17 protein-coding genes, 1 pseudogene and 1 riboswitch are annotated in these 22,456 nt (G+C 67.8%); of the genes and pseudogenes, 7 read left to right on the top strand and 11 right to left on the bottom strand.

Going from position 1 to position 22,456, the window contains the following annotated elements; all coding sequences use genetic code 11:
• Positions 1–4 precede the first annotated feature (4 nt).
• On the bottom strand, positions 5–1,042 hold the full coding sequence (locus KRR55_RS20680; protein ID WP_217390046.1) for an alpha-D-ribose 1-methylphosphonate 5-triphosphate diphosphatase: 1,038 nt from the start codon (positions 1,040–1,042) through the stop codon (positions 5–7).
• On the bottom strand, positions 1,036–1,752 hold the full coding sequence (locus tag KRR55_RS15605) for a GntR family transcriptional regulator (protein WP_217390045.1): 717 nt from the start codon (positions 1,750–1,752) through the stop codon (positions 1,036–1,038). The genes KRR55_RS20680 and KRR55_RS15605 overlap by 7 nt, the downstream gene beginning before the upstream one ends.
• Before the next feature lie 192 nt (positions 1,753–1,944).
• Here KRR55_RS15605 and KRR55_RS15600 point away from each other — a divergent pair, with 192 nt between their 5' ends.
• The 7 genes and pseudogenes from KRR55_RS15600 to KRR55_RS15570 all read left to right on the top strand — a co-directional run bounded on the left by KRR55_RS15600 (position 1,945) and on the right by KRR55_RS15570 (position 9,993).
• Complete coding sequence (locus KRR55_RS15600) at positions 1,945–2,904, top strand: phosphate/phosphite/phosphonate ABC transporter substrate-binding protein (RefSeq protein ID WP_217390044.1); 960 nt, start codon at positions 1,945–1,947, stop codon at positions 2,902–2,904.
• Positions 2,901–3,725, top strand: a pseudogene (phnC, locus tag KRR55_RS20540) (phosphonate ABC transporter ATP-binding protein). The gene KRR55_RS15600 and the pseudogene phnC overlap by 4 nt, the downstream one beginning before the upstream one ends.
• Positions 3,722–5,395: a phosphonate ABC transporter, permease protein PhnE gene (gene phnE, locus KRR55_RS15590; protein WP_217390043.1), complete on the top strand. Its 1,674-nt coding sequence runs from the start codon at positions 3,722–3,724 to the stop codon at positions 5,393–5,395. Before phnC ends, phnE begins: the two are co-directional and overlap by 4 nt.
• Positions 5,371–6,447 (top strand): zinc-binding dehydrogenase, encoded by a 1,077-nt coding sequence (locus tag KRR55_RS15585; RefSeq protein ID WP_217390042.1) that lies wholly within the window; start codon positions 5,371–5,373, stop codon positions 6,445–6,447. The genes phnE and KRR55_RS15585 overlap by 25 nt, the downstream gene beginning before the upstream one ends.
• A 135-nt stretch (positions 6,448–6,582) precedes the next feature.
• A complete protein-coding gene (locus KRR55_RS15580) occupies positions 6,583–7,251 on the top strand; it encodes a phosphonatase-like hydrolase (protein ID WP_217390041.1) in 669 nt (222 codons plus the stop codon).
• 206 nt (positions 7,252–7,457) lie between these two features.
• Positions 7,458–8,774 carry a YibE/F family protein gene (locus KRR55_RS15575; protein ID WP_217390040.1) on the top strand — a complete coding sequence of 439 codons (1,317 nt, stop codon included), beginning with the start codon at positions 7,458–7,460 and terminating at the stop codon, positions 8,772–8,774.
• A 124-nt stretch (positions 8,775–8,898) separates the two neighbouring features.
• Positions 8,899–9,993, top strand: coding sequence for a metal ABC transporter solute-binding protein, Zn/Mn family (locus KRR55_RS15570; protein WP_217390039.1), 1,095 nt, complete (start codon positions 8,899–8,901; stop codon positions 9,991–9,993).
• Positions 9,994–10,086: 93 nt separating this feature from the next.
• On the opposite strand, the gene KRR55_RS15565 is transcribed toward KRR55_RS15570, so the two are convergent.
• From KRR55_RS15565 to KRR55_RS15525, 9 genes are all read right to left on the bottom strand, one after another.
• Entirely contained in the window at positions 10,087–11,232 is a 1,146-nt protein-coding gene (locus tag KRR55_RS15565; RefSeq protein WP_217390038.1) for a baeRF2 domain-containing protein, read from the bottom strand.
• 197 nt (positions 11,233–11,429) lie between these two features.
• The gene (mgtE, locus tag KRR55_RS15560) at positions 11,430–12,788 is read right to left on the bottom strand and encodes a magnesium transporter (RefSeq protein WP_217390037.1); all 1,359 of its coding nucleotides are present in this window, start codon (positions 12,786–12,788) and stop codon (positions 11,430–11,432) included.
• A 494-nt stretch (positions 12,789–13,282) separates the two neighbouring features.
• Complete coding sequence (locus tag KRR55_RS15555; protein ID WP_217390036.1) at positions 13,283–13,804, bottom strand: GNAT family N-acetyltransferase; 522 nt, start codon at positions 13,802–13,804, stop codon at positions 13,283–13,285.
• 63 nt (positions 13,805–13,867) lie between these two features.
• Positions 13,868–15,277: an L-serine ammonia-lyase gene (locus KRR55_RS15550; protein WP_217390035.1), complete on the bottom strand. Its 1,410-nt coding sequence runs from the start codon at positions 15,275–15,277 to the stop codon at positions 13,868–13,870.
• 157 nt (positions 15,278–15,434) lie between these two features.
• Positions 15,435–16,754, bottom strand: a complete 1,320-nt coding sequence (gene glyA / locus KRR55_RS15545; protein ID WP_336245140.1) for a serine hydroxymethyltransferase — start codon at positions 16,752–16,754, stop codon at positions 15,435–15,437.
• Positions 16,751–17,131: a glycine cleavage system protein GcvH gene (gcvH, locus tag KRR55_RS15540; protein WP_217390034.1), complete on the bottom strand. Its 381-nt coding sequence runs from the start codon at positions 17,129–17,131 to the stop codon at positions 16,751–16,753. Before gcvH ends, glyA begins: the two co-directional genes overlap by 4 nt.
• 86 nt (positions 17,132–17,217) lie before the next feature.
• A complete protein-coding gene (gcvT, locus tag KRR55_RS15535; protein WP_217390033.1) occupies positions 17,218–18,330 on the bottom strand; it encodes a glycine cleavage system aminomethyltransferase GcvT in 1,113 nt (370 codons plus the stop codon).
• A gap of 39 nt (positions 18,331–18,369) precedes the next feature.
• Positions 18,370–21,207, bottom strand: a complete 2,838-nt coding sequence (gene gcvP, locus KRR55_RS15530) for an aminomethyl-transferring glycine dehydrogenase (RefSeq protein ID WP_217390032.1) — start codon at positions 21,205–21,207, stop codon at positions 18,370–18,372.
• A gap of 180 nt (positions 21,208–21,387) precedes the next feature.
• Positions 21,388–21,488, bottom strand: a riboswitch (glycine riboswitch).
• A gap of 147 nt (positions 21,489–21,635) precedes the next feature.
• On the bottom strand, positions 21,636–22,220 hold the full coding sequence (locus tag KRR55_RS15525; RefSeq protein WP_217390031.1) for a hypothetical protein: 585 nt from the start codon (positions 22,218–22,220) through the stop codon (positions 21,636–21,638).
• Between the last annotated feature and the right edge of the window lie 236 nt (positions 22,221–22,456).

Below are 22,456 nucleotides of genomic sequence, written 5' to 3'. Positions count from 1 at the left end.
CGGCCTAGTGCGCGGCAGCCAGGGTCCGCATCACCCGCGGCCGATCCCTGAGAATCGAGCACAGCACCAGGTCCGCGCGGTACCCGGCGCGGAGGATGCCCCTGTCGTCAAGGCCAGCGGCCGCCGCGGGGTTCGCCGTGACCATGGCCAGGGCAACCGGGAGCGTTGCGTGTCCCAGGCGGGCCAGCTCAAAGGCGGCCGGCAACAGGCTCGAGGGAAGGTAGTCCGAGGCCAGGATGTCCAGCACCCCGGCCTTGGCGAGATCCAGGGCAGAGACGTTCCCCGAGTGCGATCCCCCGAGCAGTACGTTGGGTGCCCCGGCCACCGTGGCCACGCCCCGCCGCACAGCATGCCGTGCGGCCTCCAGGGTGGTGGGGAATTCGGCAATCCCGGCACGGCGCTGCACCAGCTCATCGATTTCCGCAGGCGTCACCGGGTCGTGGCCCATGAGCCTGATGGAGCCGGAAGCGGCCAGTTCGCCCAGCCAGGCCAGGGTCTGCGTCCGGACCGGGAGCGCCCCGTCCCGTTCGGCAATCAGCCGGTCCACATGCTCGACCGCCTGGGCCGCATCCATGTGCTGTGCCTCGCGCAACCAGCGTTCCATGACCCTGCGGTCGCGATACTGGCCCTGGCCGGGGGTGTGGTCCTCATAGGAGACCAGCGGCACCTGCCCGGGCCGGAGCCGCTCGCGGAACATTTCCACGCCGCCACGGCAGCGCACATCCAGCCGGTGCAGGATCCGGTGGTCAAGGCGCGGATCCTGGTACGCGTTGACGGCATCGTGCACCTCCGCCGCCCCCGGAGATCCGATGGGCATCCGCGCCCCCGGTCGGGGACGGTATTCACGGGCCAGGGTATCGCTGTGCAGGTCGACCAGCCCCGGGACGCAGAGCTTTCCCCCGCCGTCGATGTCGGCGGCCAGGCCCGGGCGGTGGTCCCGGATTTCCTCAATGACCCCGTCGACCACGCTGATCAGCTGGTCCTCCAGGATCCGGTCCCCGGCGAGCACCCGGACATGCCCGAGGGTGTAGCTGGCTACCACTTGCCCACCTCGGTCACGACATCGAAGACGTCGGGGCGCAGATAGCTTTCCACGTATTCGAGCTTGTCCCCCGACTCGGCACAGGACACCAGCCCGCGCAGCAGGATCTGCGGCGGGCGGCCGCGCAGGCCCAGTGCCTTGGCGACCTCCGCCGGCGGCGAGGCGAGCCTGCTTTGGCTCCATTGCCGCACCGGCGTGTAGCCGTACTGCCGGCGCAACACCGTGTCCAGCGATTCCTCCGAGCCCATGGCCGCGGCCAGGCGCGGCACCCGGGCCGCGGGAAGCACCGAGACGGCGGTGCTCACCGGGGCGCCGTCGATGAAACGCACACGCTCCAACACCGCCACCTGCGCGTTGGCCGACAGTCCCAGGATCTCGCGCTCCGTCGTGCTGGCCGGGCGGGTGACGGGCTTGCTGTTTTCGGTGCGCGGTTCCGCACCCGAGGCACGGACGGTGCGGGTGAAGGACGGGGCGATGTGCGGGCCGATCCGGTACTCGTAGCGCTTGGTGCGGAAGGTTCCGCTGCCCTTGACCCGTCGGATCAACCAGCGGCGTTCCAGTTCCTCCAGCGCGGCCCTGATGGTCTGCCGGTTGACGCCGAAGAGGGCACCCAGCTCGTGCTCTGAGGGCAGTGGTCGCTGCAGGGGAAGGTCCGCGTACTGTTCCAGGATCTGTTGGGACAACTTCAGGTAGGTGGCTTCTGCTTGCATACCATAATCCTAGCCCAAAAGCGCCCAAAACCCTTATGAAACAAGGGAAAAAACGTTGAGTGAACAATCGGCAAACGACCCCAATCTGTCTAGACAAATATCTCAGGCAACGGCCATGCTGAATACGAAGGCCACCGAAGCCCACCTTCGAAGCCACTCCCCTCGACCACCACCGCAGAACAGGTCTCCCCCATGAAACGCAAGACACTCGCATTCACCGCAGCCCTCGCCGCCGCCGCCGCCGCCCTGCTCACCGCCTGCGCCCCGGCAGAACCCGAGGTCACCGCGGCCGGATTCCCCGCCGAAATCGTCATCGGCGCCATCCCCAACGAAAATTCCTCCGATCTCACCGGAACCTACGAACCGCTGATCAAGATGCTGGAGGCCGAGACCGGGTCCACGGTGAAGCTTCAGCAGGCCAGCGACTACGCGGGCATCGTCGAGGGCATGATCGCCGACCGCGTGGACGTCGCCTTCCTCGGCCCGTTCTCCTACGTCATCGCGACCACCAACGAGGCCGACATCAAACCGCTCGGCGCACTGGCCGGGGAAAAGGGCGAACCCTCCGGTTACCACGCCCTGGGCATCACCCAGGGTGACAACGCCGGGGTCAACGACATCAAGGACTTCGCGGGCAAGGACACCTGCTTCGTCGACCCGGGCTCCACCTCCGGGTTCCTCTACCCCTCGGCCGGCCTGATCGAGGCGGGCGTCGCCGCCAGCGGCAAGGAATCGGACATCAGCGCCGCCCTGCAGCCCATCTACGCCGGCGGCCACGACGCCTCGGCCCTGTCGGTGAAGAACGGCGACTGCGAGGTCGGCTTCGCGATGCAGTCCATGGTCGAGGAAACCCTGCCGGGCAAGGGCGAACTTGCCGAAGGGGACCTGAAGTCGGTGTGGACCTCGGAAAAGATCCCGGGCTCGGTCTTCGCCGTGCGCAATTCCCTGGGCGACGACGCCACCGCCAAGCTCACCGCCCTGTTCACCGAAAAGGCCAATGCCGACTACTTCGAATCCCAGGGCTACTGCCAGGACGAGGACTGCCTGATCACCGGCGAACACGCCTGGGGCGTCGTGCCCGCGACAGACACCGACTACGACGGCATCCGCACCGTCTGCGCCTCCACCAAGTCCGAAAAGTGCGAATCATGAGCCTGATCCAGGGGACCTTCACCGGACAGGGGCACGACGTGGCACCGGAACCGGAAATCGCCATTCACGCGCGCGGACTGCGCAAGAGCTTCGGGGCAACCCACGCCCTGCGGGGCGTCGACCTGCAGGTGTCCAAGGGCGAAATGACGGTGTTGCTGGGACTCTCCGGATCCGGAAAGTCCACCCTGCTGCGCTGCCTCAATGGGCTACACCCGCTTTCCGGCGGCGAGGCAACCGTGCTTGGCGAACCGGTGCACAAGACCAAGTCACGCCGGCTCCGTGCCCTGCGCTCGCGCGTGGGCTTCATCTTCCAGCATTTCAACCTGGTCGGGCGGCTGAGCTGCCTGGAGAACGTGCTGGTCGGTGCGGCGGGCCAGATCCGCGGACCGCGCTACGGCCTGCTCAGCTACACCAAGGCCCAGCGCCGCGAGGCCCTGGGACACCTCGAACGCGTGGGCCTGGGCGAGCTGGCCTTCTAGCGCGCCGATTCACTCTCCGGGGGCCAGCAGCAACGCGTTGCCATCGCCCGGGCGCTGATGCAGAAGCCCGAGCTGATCCTGGCCGACGAGCCGGTGGCCTCGCTGGACCCGCAGAACGCGGCAAACGTCATGGACCTGCTCTTCCAGGTCTGCCTCGAGAACCGGATCACCGTGGTGTGCACGCTGCACCAGGTGGACCTGGCCCTGGACTGGGCCCACCGCATCGTGGGCCTGCGCAACGGCGAAAAGGTCCTCGACGAGGCCACCGCCACCCTCACCAAGGAGCGCGTGCTGGAGGTCTACCGGCAGCTGGATCCGGACGCGGGTGCCTCAACGCCATGATGCCCACCAAGACCCGCCCGGCCGATGCCCCACGGGCATCGGGCGCGCCGATGCCCGGCCGGCCCGGGCCGCTGCATCCCCCGGTGACCCGCGAAAGGGTGACCCTCTGGATCACCCTCGCCGCCCTGGTGCCGCTGACCCTGGCCAGCGCCAACCACATCGAATTCGACCTGCGCTCCCTGGGCGGCGGCTTCACCGACGTGGCAAACCTGCTCGCCCGCATGCTCCCGCCGGAAGTGAGCGAGCCCCCGCGGATCCTTGAGCTGCTGCTCGAAACGCTCATGATGGCGCTGCTGGGCACCGTGCTTGCCACCGTCATCTCCATTCCGCTGGCCTTCCTGGCCGCGGCGAACACCACCCCGCACCCCGTGGTCCACCGTGCCGCGCGCATGGTGATCACCATGTGCCGCGCCATCCCCGACCTCGTCTTCGCGGTGCTCTTCGTCCGCGCGCTGGGCATCGGCGTGCTGCCGGGCATCCTGGCCCTGGGGCTGCACTCGGTCGGCATGATGGCCAAGCTCTTTGCCGACGCGATCGAGGCCTCCGAGGCCGGACCCCGCGAGGCCGTGCGCGCCACCGGGGCAGGGCGCCTGGGCGAACTGGTCATGGGCGTGCTGCCCCAGGTGATCCCGGCCTGGCTGGGCACCTTCATCTACCGCATCGACATCAACCTGCGCACCTCCGTGGTGCTTGGCTTTGTCGGCGCCGGGGGCATCGGCTTTGCCCTGCAGGATTCCCTGCGCGGGCTGATGTACGAAAGTGCCATGGGGATCGTGCTGATCATCCTGCTGGTCATCGCCGCCATGGAGATCCTTTCCATCGCGCTGCGCCGCACCCTGCTGAACCCGACAGACTCCGGCCCCGCTCCCCGGGCCATCGACGCCGACTCGGCGATCAGGCCGCCGTGGACCCGGGACCGGCGGGTCCGCGCCATCGCCGGCGCCGCCTTGTTCGCCTCGGTGGCCTACTCGCTGGGGCACCTGCGCATCAACCCGCTCGCGCCGCTGGCCAGCTTCGGCGAGCTCGCCGGGGTCTTTGGCAAGCTGCTGCCGCCCTCGATCGAGGGCGTGGAGGATTTGCTGCTCATCGCGGTGGTGGAGACGCTCGCCATCGGGTTGGTCGCCACCGTCATCGGTGCGGTGCTGGCAGTCCCCGTCGGAATCCTGGCCGCCTCCAACATCTCCCCCTCGCGCCCGCTCTATGCGGCGGCCCGGGCCGTGGTGCTGGTGGTGCGGGCCATCCCGGAACTGATCCTGGCCGTCGTGTTTGTCGCGGCCATCGGGCTGGGTCCGATGGCAGGTGCCATGGCCCTGGCCGTGGGCACCGTCGGGTTCCTGGGCAAGCTGGTGGCCGACTCCATCGAGGAAATCCCCCTCGGCCCGCTCGAGGCGGTGCGTGCGGTGGGGGGCGGATGGTGGGACACGCTGCTGAACGCGGCGATCCCGCAGGCACTTCCGCAACTGGTGGGCCATCTGATGTACATGCTGGATGTCAACATCCGCACCTCGACGGTGCTGGGCATCGTGGGTGCCGGCGGCATCGGCTTCCTGCTCATGGAATCGGTGCGCACCCTGAACTTCGACGTGGCCGGGACCATCATCCTGATCATCTTCGCCATCGTCTTCATCATCGAAAGGCTCTCCGCATGGATACGCAAACACGTCGCCTGACCCTCGAGGCCCAGCTTTGGACCGGCGGCCGGGACTTCGAATCCCGTGCCCTGGACGTGCCGGATCTCGCCCCCGGAGAAGCCCTGGCCAAGATCGACCTGGCCACGGTGTGCGGTTCCGACATCCACACCGTCTCCGGGCGCCGGCCCGGCCCCTCCCCCTCGATCCTGGGACACGAGGCAGTGGGCCGGATCGTGGCCACCGGCCCGGGCGGGGTCCGCGACTTCCAGGGCCGGGAACTTGGACTAGGCGACCGGGTCATCTGGAGCGTCACGGTGAGCTGCGGCCGCTGCGACAGGTGCGCCGCGGGGCGCAGCGCCAAATGCCGTACCCTGCTCAAGACCGGGCACGAACCCCTCGATGGCCCGTGGGGATTGTCCGGCGGCTACGCCTCCCACATCCACCTGCCGCGCGGCATCACCCTGGTCTCGGTGCCGGAGGAAACCAGCGATGCCGCGGCCGCCCCCGCCGCCTGCGCCACCGCCACCGTGATGGCGGTGCTCGAGGCCGCCGGGGAACTGGGTGGCCAGCGGGTGCTGGTCAGCGGTGCCGGAATGCTGGGCATCGTTGCCTGTGCGGTGGCACGCCGGCGCGGAGCGGCATCGGTGGAGGTCAGCGACCTGAACACGGAACGGCTGGAACTGGCACGTGAGTTCGGGGCAACCACAACCCGATGGGCGCACGAGGTGCCGGCCGTTGCGGGAGCCTATGACGTGGCGGTGGAGCTCTCCGGGGCACAGCCTGCGGTGCGTTTTGCGTTGGACTCCCTGGACACCGGCGGCCGACTGGTGCTTGCCGGTTCCGTCTCCCCCGGGCCCGCCGTAGAGCTGGACCCCGAACGCATGGTCCGTTCCCTGCTCAGCGTCACCGGCGTGCACAACTACGAGCCGCGGCACCTGCAAGAGGCAATGGACTTCCTGGCCGAGACCCGGAACACCCACGACTGGGAATCCCTGGTGGCCCGGCCCCGGCCGATGGCGGAGTTGGGCTCGCTCATGGCACCGCCCCAGGGCCGCACCCTGAGGAATTCCGTGAGGTTCACCGCGACCTAGACCGGCAAGGCCGGAAGAACCGGCCGATACGTCTCTGCCGTATCCGCCGCATCTCGTCGCCGAAAACATGGCGCAGTCCCAAGCTGCAGCAGTCCCCCTGTCCGGGGGCTGACACTCTGAAAAAAGGAAAACAACATGATCAAGCTAGTGGTGTTGGATATGGCCGGCACGACCATCGATGAGCACGGCGACGTCTACAGGGCGCTGGAAGGATCCGTGACGGCAACCGGTGCCACGGTCAAGCCCGAGGATCTCCAGACCTGGATGGGTGCAGACAAGACCGAGGCCATCGCGGCACTGCTGGAACTGGGCGGGGTGACCCCGAACCCGGAGCTCGTTGCCCAGCAGTTTGACCTGTTCCGGGAGATCTTGGCGAAGTCCTACGCCCAGAACCCTCCCGTGGCGTTGCCGGGGGTTGAAGCGGCATTGCGGACCCTGAAGTCCCGGGGCATCAAGGTCGGCCTGACCACCGGGTTCTCACGCGATGTGGCGGCCCCGATCCTCACGTCCCTGGGTTGGGGAATCGGCGAGGGAGAGCTCCTCGATGCAGTGGTCACCAGCGACGAGGTGGCGGCCGGACGGCCAGCCCCGTACATGATCCACCGGGTGATGGAGGCGACGGGCGTCCACGATGTGCGTGCGGTCGTGGCCGGCGGGGACACCGTGGTCGACCTGTTGGCGGGCCACCACGCCGGGGTCCTGCCACTGGGTGTGCTCACCGGGGCGCTGGGCCGCGCCGAGCTCGAGGCCCACCCGCACCAGTGGGTGCTCGACGGCGTGGCGGATTTGCCCGGCGTCATCTGAGTCGATGCACGTCGTGCCCGGACCAGCCGGATTCATGCCCCGGCCCGGGCACGTCCGCTGCCATGGTGCCGACGGCGAACCCGCACGCGATGGCGCCCGTTCCGGGGCGGGGTTCGCGGCCACCGTTCGCTTCGAATCGCTACACTGTTCTGGTGGGGGTCTCTTGGGGAGACACGGCACGCAATCGATCTGGAGCTGAACCTTTCATGGGTGGACACCACCACGCGGACGTACTCGTTGACCCGGCCCGGCGCCGACGCGCCAACCTCATCCTCTGGATCCTGCTCGCCCCCGTGGGGGTGCTGGCCCTGGTGGCAACCATCATGCTCTGGCCCAGCGGAAACATCACAAAGTCGCCACTCAACGACGTTTTCAACACCGCGAACGGGGTGGAGCTCTCCACCGGGACCGTTACCCGGACCGTGAGCGAGACCTGTCCCTCCACCGAGGGGTTGGATGAGGTCGGCGGCAAGGAACTGCTCTGCGACATTTCCTATGTCGCCCCCGAAACGGGCGGCGCGTCCTTTGCCCTGGAGGTTCCCCCGGAAACGACCCAGTCACGTCCGCTGGTGGCCGGCGACAAGATCAAGTACCTCGACCTGTCGCACACCACCGATTCCTCGGCACCCTATGTCTTCGTTGACTTCGTGCGCTCGACCCCGCTGGCATTGCTGGGCATCGCCTATGCGGTGGTGGTGTGCTGGGTGGCGCGATGGCGCGGGCTGCGCGCCCTGGCCGGACTCGCCGGCGGGTTGTTCTTCATCGTCAGCTTCATGATCCCGGCGCTGCTCGAGGGCAAGTCCCCCATGATTGTCGGGCTGACCACCTCCACCATTGTCATGTTCGCGGCCTTGTACTTCGCCCACGGCTTCTCGGCCAGGACCTCCACGGCCCTGCTCGGGACGCTGTTCGGCCTGGGGGTCACCGCGGCCATTGCCACCTGGGCCACGGATGCGGCGGCGCTGACCGGCGCCACGGAGGATTCGGCCCTGACCCTGAGCACCGTGGTGCCCGAGCTCAGCCTCTCCGGACTGCTGTTGTGCGGGCTGCTCATTGCCGGCATGGGCGTGCTCAACGACGTGACCATCACCCAGTCCTCCGCCGTGTGGGAACTGGCCGAAATCGCCCCGCATTCCACGGCGCGGCAACTTTTCGCTTCGGGGATGCGCATCGGCCGCGACCACATCGCCTCGACCGTCTACACCATTGCCTTCGCCTACGCCGGAGCCGCCCTGCCGATCCTGGTGCTGGTGAGCCTGTACAACCGCCCGCTGATCGACACGCTCACCACCGGACAAATGGCCGAGGAAGTCATTCGGATCCTCGTGGGATCCATCGGCCTGGTGCTGGCAATTCCCGTGACCACCGCCATCGCGGTGGCCGTGGTCAAGGCGGTCGGCCCCGGCGCCAAGGGCTCCGGCGAGGTCACCGGGCCCGGGGAAACAGCCGTTTCCCGCGCGTCGGGCCGTCGGGCCCTCAGGCCGGAGGGCGCCGACGCCACAGCGGCGTCCGGCATAGACTAACCGGCGTCCACGGAGTCCCGCCCCGTGGACGTTTTCCTCACAAGTAAACGATAATGGTTCTTGTTTAGGTTAGAGTGGATATCCGTACGCACTCGCCACATGTCCCCAAAGGATCGCTTCACCCATGAATCGTCGAACTCTTCGCCTTGTCCCCCTGGCCCTCGCCGGCACCCTCGCCTTGGCGGCCTGCGGCGGAAACGCCGCAAGCCAGGAATCGGTCCCCGCCGGGCAGGACAGGTTGCAGGTGGTCACCAGCACCACCGTCTACGCCGACCTGGTGAGCCGGATCGGCGGCGACGAGGTGGAGGCAACCCCCGTCATCAATTCCGTGTCGCAGGACCCGCATTCCTACGAGGCCACGTCGCGAGACAAGCTGGCATTGTCCAAGGCGCAGCTGGTCGTGGCCAATGGCGGCGGATACGACGCGTTCATGGACGTCCTGGCCAAGGACTTGAAGCTTTCGGACGCCACCCTCGTCAACGCCGTGGACACCTCGCCGATCGCGGAAGGCGAGGAAGGCGCAGCCGACGAACACGCTGACGAAGCGACAGCCCACGACGAACACGCCGGCGAAACCGCCGAGGAGCATGCGGCACACGACGAGCACGCCGACGAAACCGCAGAGGAGCATGCGGCACACGACGAGCACGCCGACGAAACCGCAGAGGCCGAGGGGCATGAGGGCCACGCCCACGGCGCCTTCAACGAGCACATCTGGTACGACCTTGAATCCATGCGCATGCTCACCGACGAGATCGCGAAGCGCCTGGGCACCCTGAAGCCCGAGTCGGCCGCAGTCTTCACCGAAAATGCCGCGGCACTGACCAGCGACCTGAAGGGACTCGAGGCCCGGGTCGAGAAGCTGCACGGCGCACTGGACGGCAAGAAGTTCGCCATGACCGAGCCGGTCCCCTTCCACCTGCTCACCGACATGGGCATGGTAGATGCCACCCCGGAGGGCCTGAGCGAATCCATCGAGGGCGGCGGCGAGGTCTCCCCCCAGGCGTTCAACGAGATGGGCAAGCGCTTCGAGGCCGGGGACATCGACGTCCTGGCCTACAACACCCAGACTGAGAGCCCGCAGACCGAACGCATCCGCAAGCAGGCCGAGGGTGCGAAGGTCCCGGTCGTCGACTTCACCGAGACCCTGCCGGAGAACACCGACTTCGTCTCGTGGATGGGTTCCAACATCCAGGCCATGGAGTCCGTGGCCAAGTAGCCGGGACCCGCAGGCGCCACAAGGCCCGGCGGCCGTCGAACCGATCTCCGGTTCGACGGCCGCCGGGCCCTTTCATGTCCTCTTCTCTTGCCCTCAGTCGCCCGCATCCGTGGTCTTGGGCCACCGCAGCAATGCGGCGATGCCCACGCCGTCGGGCAGCACGCCCTCGGGCACGTAGCGGATGGCGGCGTCCGTCAGCGCCGTGGCCCGCAAGAGCACCTCCGGCGCCGGCCAGGAGCCGATCACCGAGTCGGAGTGTTCCTCCGAGTCCTCGCCGCAGAGCCACGGGTCCGCGTCCAGGGCAATGAGCGTCTCATCGTCCTGGTACTGGCCCACCAGCACCGTTTCGGCCTGTGCCTGCTGCAGTGCCGCGACGACTTCGTCGAAGCCCAGGGCCAGTTCCGTCCGGCCGTTTCCACTGCGGTTTGCCACCCGGTCGGAGAGATCCTGCACGTCCCTGCCCAGGACCTCGTCGATCTGCTCCTGCACGGCGGCGGCAAACGCCGCCTGGTCCGCACCTCCGGTGCGCGTGTGCTGTTCGAGGATGCTGGTGATCGGCCGGTGGGCCGGTGCGAGCTTGCTGGCCACCAGTTCGCGGGCCTTGACGTCCCCGGCCAGCACAATGAGCTTCACGTAGTTTTCGCGGGCGAGCTCGTCGATCTGCTTGGCCAGGTCGTCGGCGTTGCGCCGCCAGATTTCCTCGGTCGAGGACTGGTTCTTCGGTTCGTCGTAGCGCCCCGGGACCTTGCGTGCGTGGTGCGCCTCGTCCGGGTCCCCGGTGACGCCGCGGCGGTCCTCGACACCCTGGACCGCGGAGTGGTAGAGCCGCACCTCGCCGCCGTCGCGGCCGGCTTCGGCGACCAGGTAGGGAAATTGCCCGCCGCGGGCCCGTGCCAAGGCCACCAGGTTGGGGAAGGGTCCGCAGTCGACGTCCGCAGACTCGACCTTCAGCCCATCGATGATCTCGTCGACAACGACTTCGCCGTTGTTCACCGCCACAAAGCGGGCAACGGGGGCCGCGTGCCCCTCGGCCGGCAGCAGGGCCGCCGTCAGGGCGCCAATGTCCGCCTCCGACGCCTGTTGCGATCCGAGCAGTTTTCCTACGTGTTCAGGGAGTGCATCAACCGCTTCCTGTGCCGCGGTTGTTCCTAGCGAAACGTCGACGAGAGCTGTACACCATTGGCCCTCTCGACGGTAAAGCGAGGCGTCGATTCCTGTGGAACCTGCGCGTGATGCCATGGGGGAGCTCCTTCCCACGCGGGGATCCCGCGTGCCGATTCGATCCGTCTGCTCACCGTAGCACCGGAACAGACCCCGCCGAAAGGGTCTGCTCAAAAGCGATTTCATTAGGTACGATGGTGCGATCCTTGCCCTGCGGGGGACCGTCGGGACGGGTGCCTTAAGCCGCACGTCGAACGCCGGTTGGCCGCCCGTGTCTACAGACCCAGGATGGCGGTGGCGACCAGGAAGTAGATGACCAGCCCCGCCGCATCGACGAACGTGGAAATGAAGGGGTTGGAGAAAACTGCCGGATCCGCGCGCACCGCCTTGCCCAGCAGCGGCATCAGCCCGCCGACGCTCGCTGCCATGGTGCACACCCCCAGCAGCGTCAGCCCAATGACCAGGCCAAGGGGCACGCTGAAGGCCAGCGCCGCGATCGAGAAGCCGAGCGCCCCCAGCAGCAATCCCAGCAGCGCGCCGACCCGCACCTCCCTCACGAATACCTTGAGCACATCCCGCGGGCGAACATCCCCCAGCGCCAGGGCGCGGGTGATGGTGGTGGCCGCCTGGTTTCCGGTGTTCCCGCCCGTGCCGATGAGCAACGGGATGAACAGCGAGAGCACCACCTGCGCCTCGAGGGTCGCCTCGAACGCCCCGATGACCTGGACGGTCAGGGTCGCACCGAGGGCCAGCACCAGCAGCCAGACCACGCGGGCCCGGACGATCGAGCGCACCGGCGTCGCCAGGTAGGGACGGCGCAGCGGCTCGGTGCCGCCGGAGCGGGCGGCGTCCTCGGACTCGGCCTCCTCCAGGATTCCCAGTGCGTCGTCCACCGTCAGGATCCCCACGAGGCGCTCCTCGTCGTCGACCACCGGCAGCACCAGGACCTTCGCGTCGGCACAGTAGCGGGCGGCCTCCTCGGCATCGAGCGAAGCCGCCACGGATATGGGCTTCTTCATGAGCCCCTCGATCGGCGCCTCGGGTTCGGCCCGCAGCACATCGCGCAGCGACACCACTCCCACCAGGCGGCGGCCCGCGTCGGTGACGAGGATGGTGTAGACGCTCTCGGCCTCGTCGAGCAGGGCGCGCACCCGCGCCAGGGTCTCCCCCGCGCCGAGCCCGGGACGGGTGGTAACGAACTCCGGGCTCATGTAGCGTCCGACAGCGCCCTGCGGGTAGCCCAGCACCGTGCCGGTCAGCGCACGTTCCTTCGCGTTCAGGCCCAGGATCAGCCGGTTCGCGACCGCGGCAGGCAGCTCGTCGAGCAGGGCCACCCGGTCATCGGGGCTCAGGGAGGCAAAGACCTCCGCGACATCCTTTTCCTGCAGGCCGGACACCAAGTCGGCCTGGAGCGAGGCATCAAGGCGCTCGAAGACCTCCAGGGCACGGTCCTTGGGGAGCGTGCGGTAGGCCAGGGCCCTGTCAATGGTGTTCAGTCGCTCGAGTTGCTCTAGGGTTTCGGTGGTCCCCAGGGGATGGAAAACCCTTGACGTTGCGGCTATGTCGTTGGCGGCCAGCGCCTTGGCCAGTTGCTCCGAGCTGATATCGAACGAGCTCGCGGGGGTCTTGATCATGGTCCGGTTCCCTCCGGTGGACACCCACGCCTGCATCACGCTTCCGGGTCCCGGAGGCGCGTTTTTGCAGTGGGTGTTGTGGGCTGGGGCAGTGTGTGAAACAGCAGCCGCGCAGCACCTGAAGGGCCGTTACGGGAAATCCCCATGGACGTGGAGCCTGGACCCCTCGAAGCGGGTCCATTCCCGGCGCGAGGCGCCGGGCGGGTCTTATCCTGACTTCACCGACCCAGTGCTTGGCACCTGGCGGGGGAAAGGATGGTCATGGCTGGATGGTGGGGAAATCCCGGGCACAGAGGTGTTGCCCGCGCGGCGCGGTAGATCGACTAGGTCCGTCTTCCATGCGTGCGGTCACCTCCATCCGTGTTGGGGCCGGGACATCCCCTGGCGGGCAGCGCCGTGGCGTGGCCGCACCGGGTCCGGGCGCTTGTCCCATGCTAGGCCACGCTCGAGGTGTTCGGCCAATCCGGGTCTCCGCCCCCGGGCAGTGCGGGCGCTCAGCGACGCGGCGTCGCGCGGGTGGGAACCCAGTATCTCCGGGTGGGCCCGTCGCTGGCCTCGACGAGGTTCTCCAGCACTCCCCCGTTGGCCTCGATGGTGCGGGCCGAGCCGACATTGTCGTCCCTGCAGGTCACCAGCGCCGAGTCGATGTTGCGTTGCGCCAATTGGGCCAGCGAGAGGCGCAGGATGCCGGTGGCGTGGCCGCGCCTGCGGTGCCCAGGGCGGACGGCGTAGCCGATGTGCCCGCCGACCGCGAGCAGGTGTTCGTTGAGTTCGAACCGGATGCAGGTCCTGCCCACCAGTGTGCCGTCCTCGAAGGCTCCCCAGAGTGCGGACCGGACCCACCCGGGCGGCAGGCCAAGGCCCTGCTCGTGGGCAGCCAGCTGTTCGAGGTAGGACTCGAATCCCCGGCGGGCCGAGTAGCCGAGCAGGAAGTCGAAGTCGTCGGCGTCCAGCTCGGCGCGCGCGTCAAGTGCTGCTGCGGCGTCGGCGCCGGTGAATGGTCGGATCTCAAGCATGCTTCGAAGGCTACCAGCCCGAAACCATCCCCGGCGCCGCGGCCCCGTGGCGGGACTACGCCCCTAGCACTCGATCACGTTCACGGCCAGCCCGCCCATCGCGGTTTCCTTGTACTTGTCGCTCATGTCCTTGCCGGTCTCGCGCATGGTGATGATGACCTCGTCCAGCGTGACGTGGTGCTGGCCGTCTCCCATCAGCGCCATCTTGGCCGCATTGATGGCCTTGGAAGCGGCGATGGCGTTGCGTTCGATGCACGGGATCTGCACGAGCCCGCCGATGGGGTCGCAGGTCAGCCCCAGGTTGTGCTCCATGGCGATCTCCGCGGCGTTTTCCACCTGGTCAACGGTGCCGCCGAGGATCTCGGCCAGTCCGCCGGCGGCCATGGAGGACGCGGAACCGACCTCGCCCTGGCAGCCGACCTCGGCGCCGGAGATCGAGGCCTGCTCCTTGTAGAGCACGCCGATCGCGGCGGCGGTGAGCATGAACCGGACGATCACGTCCTCGCGCTCCTCCTGGTTCCAGTACTGGGCCCCGGGCGCATAGTGGGTCGCGTAGAACATCACGGCGGGAATGATGCCCGCCGCGCCGTTGGTCGGCGCGGTGACCACGCGCCCGCCGGAGGCGTTTTCCTCGTTGACGGCAAGCGCCACCAGGTTGACCCATTCCTGCCAGTACACCGGGTCGCGGTCCTTGTCTTCCTTGGCCAGGCGCTTGTGCCATTCGGGAGCGCGGCGGCGGACCTTCAGCCCGCCGGGCAGCACGCCCTCGCGTTCCAGCGCCGAATCCTTGCAGTCCTCCATGACCTGCCAGATGTGCAGCAGGCCCTCCCGGATTTCCTCCTTGGAGCGGTAGACCTCTTCGTTGGCGGCCATGACCCCGGCAATGGACAGGCCCGAGGTGGCGCAGTGCTCCAGCAGCTTTGCCGCGGTGGTGAAGGGGTAGGGCTGCGCGTTGAGCGCCTCCTCGAGGTTGGCTGCAAGCTTTTCCTCGGCACCCTCGCGCACGATGAAGCCACCGCCCACCGAATAGTAGGTGTCCTCGGCCAGGACGTTGCCTTCGGCATCCAAGGCAGCCATCTTCATGCCGTTGGTGTGCCGCGGCAGCACCGTGAGCGGGTGCTGGATCATGTCCTCGACCTTGTAGTCGATTTCCTTGCCCTCCCCCAGCGCCTTGCACAATTGCAGCTTGCCGGTCGCCGCCATGTCGTCAAGTCGCGTATCGACCTCGGCGGGCAGGATAGCCTCGGGCTCGTAGCCCTCGAGGCCCAGCATGATCGCGGTGAAGGTTCCGTGGCCGCGGCCGGTGGCGGCAAGCGACCCGTAGACATCTACACGCAGCGAAGCGGTCTGCACGAGTTTTTCCTCGCGCACCAGCTTTGCGGCAAAGGCATGGGCGGCGCGCATGGGTCCCACCGTGTGTGACGACGATGGCCCAATGCCGACGGTGAAAAGATCAAAAACACTGATAGCCATTGAACAAGCTTCCTTCGTAGGTACTGCTGCGGGAGTTCTCGATGGTGGACGGCGGAAACACGAGGCGTGTGACGTGCAACACGGCATGCGGTGCAAAGACCGCGAGCCCGGGACCGTTCTGGTCCCGGGCTCGCGGCGTCATGCAAGGAGTCCGGGACTAGACCAGTTTGGCCAGTTCCGGGTACAGCGGGTGGGCGTTGGCCAGGGCGTGCACGCGGTCCTTCAGGGCCGCGAGCGTTGCCTCGTTCCCGGCCTGCGTGCCCGCGATGAGGGTTTCGGCGATGATGTCCGCGACCTCCACGAAGGCGGCCTCGGAGAAGCCGCGGGTGGCCAGGGCCGGGGTGCCGATGCGCAAGCCGCTGGTGACCATCGGCGGGCGCGGGTCGAAGGGGACCGCGTTGCGGTTCACCGTGATCTCCACCTTCGCCAGCAGGTCCTCGCCCTGCTGGCCGTCCAGCTGGGAGTTCCGCAAGTCCACCAGGACCAGGTGCACGTCGGTGCCGCCGGTGAGCACGCTGATGCCCGCCGCCGCGACGTCCGGTGCGGTGAGGCGCTCGGCCAGGATCCGGGCCCCGGCCAGGGTGCGTTCCTGGCGCTCCTTGAACTCGGGCGTCGCGGCGATCTTGAACGCCACGGCCTTGCCCGCGATCACGTGCTCCAGCGGGCCGCCCTGCTGGCCGGGGAACACCGCGGAGTTGACCTTCTTGGCGATGTCCGCGTCGTTGGTCAGGATGATCCCGCCGCGCGGGCCGGCCAGGGTCTTGTGCGTGGTGGAGGAGACGACGTGGGCGTGCGGCACCGGGGAGGGGTGCAGCCCCGCGGCCACCAGGCCGGCGAAGTGCGCCATGTCCACGAACAGGTACGCCCCGACCTTGTCGGCGATCTCGCGGAAACGGGCGAAGTCCAGCTGGCGCGGGTAGGCGGACCAGCCGGCGACGATCATCTTCGGCTTATGCTCGATGGCCAGGGCCTCGACCTTGTCCATGTCCACCACCAGGGTGTCCTCCTCGACCCCGTAGGGGACGATGTTGTAGAGGCGGCCGGAGAAGTTGATCTTCATGCCGTGGGTCAGGTGCCCGCCGTGGGCCAGGTTCAGGCCCATGATGGTGTCGCCCGGGCGGATCAGCGCGTGCATCACCGAGGCGTTGGCCTGCGCGCCGGAGTGCGGCTGCACGTTCGCGAACGCCGCGCCGAACAGCGCCTTGACCCGCTCCAGGGCCAGGGTCTCCACGACGTCGACCTCCTCGCAGCCGCCGTAGTAGCGCTTGCCCGGGTAGCCCTCGGCGTACTTGTTGGTCAGCACCGAGCCCTGCGCCTGCATCACGGCCAGCGCCGTGTGGTTCTCCGAGGCGATCATCTCCAGCCCGCGCTGCTGGCGCGCCAGCTCCGCGTCGATGCGCTCCGCAATCTCCGGATCCAGGGTCCCGATGTCCTGCGTCAGCGACGCAGGGGCAAGGGATTCGAACACTGCGGTCACGCTACGTCGCCGCCGTTTGCGGAGGCGTAGTCTGCTGCCGAGAGCAGCGGGCCCTCCTCGGTGACCTCAACGGTGAACAGCCAGCCGGCGCCGTACGGGTCCTCGTTCAGGATGGCCGGGTTGTCGATGGCCTCCTGGTTGACCTCGACGATGGTGCCGGTGACCGGGGCGTACAGGTCGGAGACCGACTTGGTCGACTCGACTTCGCCACAGGTCTCGCCTGCGGTGACGGTGTCGCCAACCTCGGGCAGGTCAACGTACACGACGTCGCCCAGGGCGTCTGCCGCAACCTGGGAGATGCCGACCTTGGTCGGGGTCGAGGCGTCGACCCATTCGTGCTCGGCCGAGTAACGAAGGGATGCGAGAACCTTGCTCATGGGGGTGTTTCCTCTCAAAGAATGTGGGTAAAGAAGTTAAGCCGGTTGATCGGTGGCGGGACGCGTCGCGCCCGCCACCGACAACGTTACTTGGCTCGGGTGTAGAACGGCAGTGCGACGACTTCGAATGCCTCGGGCTTGCCACGCAGGTCAACATCGACCTTCGTGCCGACCTCGGCGAACTCCGGGGCCACGTAGGCCAGGGCCACCGGGTAGCCCAGGGTCGGCGAAGGCTGGCCGGAGGTGACGGCGCCGATCTGCGCGCCGTCGACGGACACCGGGTAGCCGCCGCGGCCGGCGCGACGTCCCAGACCCTTCAGGCCCACCAGGGTCCGCTTGGCGCCTTCGGCCTTGATGGCCTCCAGTGCCTTGCGGCCCACGAAGTCCTCTTCCTTCTTGAAGGACACGATCGGGCCGAGGTTGGCCTCGAACGGGTTTCCCTCAAGGGAAAGCTCGTTGCCGTACAGCGGCATGCCCGCTTCCAGGCGCAGCGAGTCGCGGCATGCCAGGCCGGCGGGGACCAACCCGTGGCTGGCGCCGGCGGCCATCAATGCGTCCCAGAGTTCCGCAGCCAGCTCGTTGGGCACGTACAGCTCGAAGCCGTCCTCGCCGGTGTAGCCGGTGCGGGCCAGCAGCACGTCGACGCCCGCGACGGTGGTTTCGTCGGCGGCGTAGTAGCTCATGTCGGAGACGAGCGACTTGGCGGATTCCGCCACCAGCTCGTGCAGGATGGCCACGGCGGCCGGGCCCTGCACGGCGATCAGCGAGGTTTCCGCCGACGCGTCAGTGACGGTCACGTCGAAGCCCTTGGCGCGCTCGGCCAGGGCCGCGGCAACCACCGGGGCGTTGCCGGCGTTGGGCACGACCAGGAACTTTTCCTCGCCGCGGCGGTAGGTGATCAGGTCGTCGATGATGCCGCCGTCTTCGTTGCAGATCACCGAGTACTTGGCCTTGCCGATCTTCATGACCGCCATGTTGCCCGCCAGCGCGGTGTTCAGGTACGTTGCGGCATCGGGTCCCTCGACCCAGACCTCGCCCATGTGGGAGAGGTCGAACAGGCCGGCGGTGGCGCGCACGGCCTTGTGCTCGGCCAGTTCCGAACCGTACTTCAGCGGCATGTCCCAGCCGCCGAAGTCGGTGAAGGACGCGCCAAGTTCCGCATGCTTGGCATGCAGGGAGGTTTTCTTCGGGTCGCTCATCAAGCTACCTTTCGTGGGGCTCAAAAATGAGTGGCTGAATTAGTTTTCGAAGGCTTCGGGTGCCGGGCAGGAGCAGATCAGGTTCCTGTCGCCGCCCGCGCCGTCGATGCGTCCCACGGCCGGGAAGTACTTGTCCACCTTCAGGTGCGACACCGGGAAGGCCGCCTGCTCGACGGTGTACTTGCGGTCCCAGGCGGTGTTGACCACTGCCGACACGGTGTGCGGGGCGTTGCGCAGCGGGGAGTCCTCGATGGCGAAGTCCCCGGCGAGCACCTGCTCCATTTCGCCGCGGATCGCGACCATGGCCTCGATGAAGCGCTCGATCTCGGCCAGGTCCTCGGACTCGGTCGGCTCCACCATCAGGGTGCCGGCGACCGGGAAGGACAGGGTCGGGGCGTGGAAGCCGAAGTCGATCAGGCGCTTGGCCACGTCCTCGGCGGTGACGCCGGTCTTGCTGGTCAGCTCGCGCAGGTCAAGGATGCACTCGTGTGCGACAAGGCCCTTGTTGCCGGTGAACAGGATCGGGAAGTGCTCGTTGAGGCGGCTGGCGATGTAGTTCGCCGAGAGGATCGCGGTCTTGGTGGCGTCGGTCAGGCCGTCGCCGCCCATCATCGCGATGTAGGCCCAGGAGATCGGCAGCACGCCGGCGGAGCCGAACATGGTGGCAACCACCGGCACGCCGTCGCGCGTGGAGTAGGTGCCCGAGGCATCGCCCGGCAGGAACGGGATCAGGTGCTCGGCAACGCCGATCGGGCCAACGCCCGGTCCGCCGCCGCCGTGCGGGATGCAGAAGGTCTTGTGCAGGTTCAGGTGCGAGACGTCGCCGCCGAACTGGCCCGGCTGGGCGAGGCCGACCAGGGCGTTCATGTTGGCGCCGTCGATGTAGACCTGGCCGCCGGCCGCGTGGACCTTGTCGCAGACCTCGCGCACATCGGCGTCGTAGACGCCGTGCGTGGACGGGTAGGTGATCATGATGGCGGCAAGGGTGTCCTTGTTGGCCTCGATCTTGGCATCAAGGTCGGCCGCGTCGATGGATCCGTCGGCGGCGGTCTTGACCACGACGACCTTCATGCCTGCAAGCACGGCGGAGGCGGCATTGGTGCCGTGCGCCGAGGCCGGGATCAGGCACACGGTGCGCGCGTCCTCGCCGTTGGAGCGGTGGTAGGCGCTGATCGCGAGCAGGCCCGCGTATTCGCCCTGCGAACCGGCGTTGGGCTGGATGGAGACGCCCGCATAGCCGGTGATGGTGGTCAGCCGGCCCTCGAGGTCGGTGATCAGTTCGCGCCAGCCCTCGGTCTGGTGTTCCGGGGCGAACGGGTGGATGGAGGCGAATTCCGGCCAGGAGATGGATTCCATCTCGGCGGTGGAGTTCAGCTTCATGGTGCACGAGCCCAGCGGGATCATGGTGCGGTCCAGGGCCAGGTCGCGGTCCGAGAGGCGGCGCAGGTAGCGCAGCATCTGGGTCTCGGACTTGATGGTGTTGAAGATCGGGTGCGTCAGGTAGTCGCTGGTGCGCTGCACGGCGGCAGGCAGCTCGAAGCCCTCGGCGGCGAAGGACTCGCCCTCGATGCCGAAGACGCCGGCGATGGCTGCCACGTGGGCGGCGGTGGTGGTCTCGTCGGTGGAGATGCCCACGGTGGTGGAGTTGACGCGGCGCAGGTTGATGCCCGCGTCCTCGGCCTTGGAGATGACGGCGTCGGCGTTCTCGACGGTCACCTGGACGGTGTCGAAGAACGACTCGGCGGCAAGGCCCAGTCCGGAGCCGGAGAGCGCGGTGGCGATGGCGCGGGCGTGGTTGTGGGCACGCTGGGCGATGCGCTTGAGGCCCGCCGGTCCGTGGTAGACGGCGTACATCGAGGCGGTGATGGCCAGCAGCGCCTGGGCGGTGCAGATGTTGGAGGTGGCCTTCTCGCGGCGGATATGCTGCTCGCGGGTCTGCAGTGCCAGGCGGTAGGCCGGGGTCCCGGCGTTGTCCTTGGACACGCCGACCAGGCGGCCGGGCAGCGAACGCTCCAGGCCGTTGCGCACTGCCATGTAGGCCGCGTGCGGGCCGCCGAAGAACAGCGGGACGCCGAAGCGCTGGGTGTTGCCCACGGCGATGTCCGCGCCCTGGTCGCCCGGGGCGGCGATCATGGTCAGCGCCAGGATGTCGGCGGCAACGGTGACCATCGCGCCGCGTTCCTTGGCGGCGGCAATGATGCCGGAGTGGTCGATGACGGCGCCGTTGTTGCCCGGCTGCTGCAGCACGATGCCGGAGATGTCGCCTTCGGGCAGGCCAGCGGTCAGGTCCGCGATCTCGACCTCGAAGCCCAGCGCGTCGGCGCGGCCCTGGACCACGGCCACGGTCTGCGGGAAGAGGTTGGCGTCAAGCACGGTCTTCGCGGTGGCCTTGGCCTTGTTGGCGCGGCGCATCAGCAGCACGGCCTCGGCGACGGCGGAGGCCTCGTCAAGCATGGAGGCGTTGGCGATCGGCAGTGCGGTCAGGTCCATGACCATGGTCTGGAAGTTCAGCAGCGCCTCGAGGCGGCCCTGGGAGATCTCGGGCTGGTACGGCGTGTACGCGGTGTACCAGGCCGGGTCCTCGAGCACGTTGCGCAGGATCACCGGCGGGGTGTAGGTGTCGGAGAAACCCTGGCCAATCATCTGGGTCTTCATCACGTTCTTGTTCGCCAGCACGCGCAGGTCCGCCAGGACCTCGGCTTCGGTGCGCGCAGCGGGAAGCTCCAGCGGGTCGGACTGGCGGATGTCGGCCGGAACGGCCGTATCGACGAGTTCGTCGAGGGAGGAATAGCCAAGCTGGGCAAGCATGGTGTCAATGTCGCTGCCCTGGGGGCCAATATGGCGGGCGACGAACTCAGCGGACGGGGTCACGGTCATGGGGAACTCCATTGGGTCATCGGCGTGTAGACACACCGAACGAGCTGCAAGTTCCTCCCCGACCCTGTTGCTTTGACCTGAGAGTTTCCGCGACGCACCGCCCCTTTGGAGGGCGGGGAACGCTTGCACCTTCGGTGAGCAGCACCGCCGAACGGCGTTGTTGCTACTTTCCAGAGTTGCCTCTTCGCGGCGGTACGGGGGCCTGAGAGTTTCCCGGGGAGGAATTGCTCCTACGGCGCCCGACCAACTTACGTTGAACGGGACTCTCCCGCCGCATGTCAGTGGCTGTGCCCCCTGCGAGGCACGTCTCCCATCCTACCGGCGATGCGTGAGGCAGACAACACAGACCCGCCCGGGGCAGGCGAAGCCGTCTTTTTCGCGTCACGGGCCGTCCCGGAGGGTCGAACTTGCACCCCGCGCCCGTCCATTCAGTCCTCTTCGCCGAGCCAGGAACTGCAATCAGGCATGGCCTCGAAGCGCGGCCCCACGTCAACCCGATAGGGCAGCCCCCAGCGATTGCGGTATTCAACGCGCATCGCCCGCACCGAGGATTCGCTTCCCGGGTCCACCGGCACCAGCGCCAGGACCACCGCCTCGTCGGGGCCGCTCCCGAGACGAGCGGGCAGCTCGACGCGCTCGAACCAGGCCGCGGCCTCGAGTGAGCCGTCGTCGACGACGGGATACCCCAGCGCGCCGATGCCGCGGGTCGCACCCTGCACGCCTGCACCGACCAGCTCATAGTTCACCGGGTCGACGAGCCTGACCGATCTCACGTCCAAGGACCACCCAGGCTTCACGACAATATATGGCGTGGTGTAGATGCCCAGGGAGGCGTCAGGAATGCCGGTGCTGTGGCAAACCCCGTTTCCCACCCCATGCTCAGCCACGGGATCCAGCAGGCGGTATCCGCTCCAGCCGGCCGCGGCAATCAGCACCGCGGCAACTGCCCCGAAGGCCAGGCCCCGAGGCAACCTGTCCCGATGGGCAAGGATTGTCGAACCCGACTCCCTCATGACGCCATGCCTTCCCGCATCGGGAGCCCTACAGGGGGTCCCATGGATATTCAGATCAGATTAGCCCCTGCAGTCACCGATGGACAGGATCCAAGACCGATGGTTCGACTCCCCCGCCGGCAAGGCAGCGTCGGATACATTCCAGCCCGGACCGGCATTCCCAACCCGCATTCCCCCTCACTGCCGGCCGCACCCGGAAAGGATTTCAACCCACAGCAAAGAAACACTTGACACTT

It is taken from the genome of Paeniglutamicibacter quisquiliarum, assembly GCF_019084045.1.
GTDB classification, from domain to species: domain Bacteria; phylum Actinomycetota; class Actinomycetes; order Actinomycetales; family Micrococcaceae; genus Paeniglutamicibacter; species Paeniglutamicibacter quisquiliarum.
Note: the sequence above shows the minus strand (reverse complement) of the source record. Positions and strands in the feature narration are given on the sequence as shown.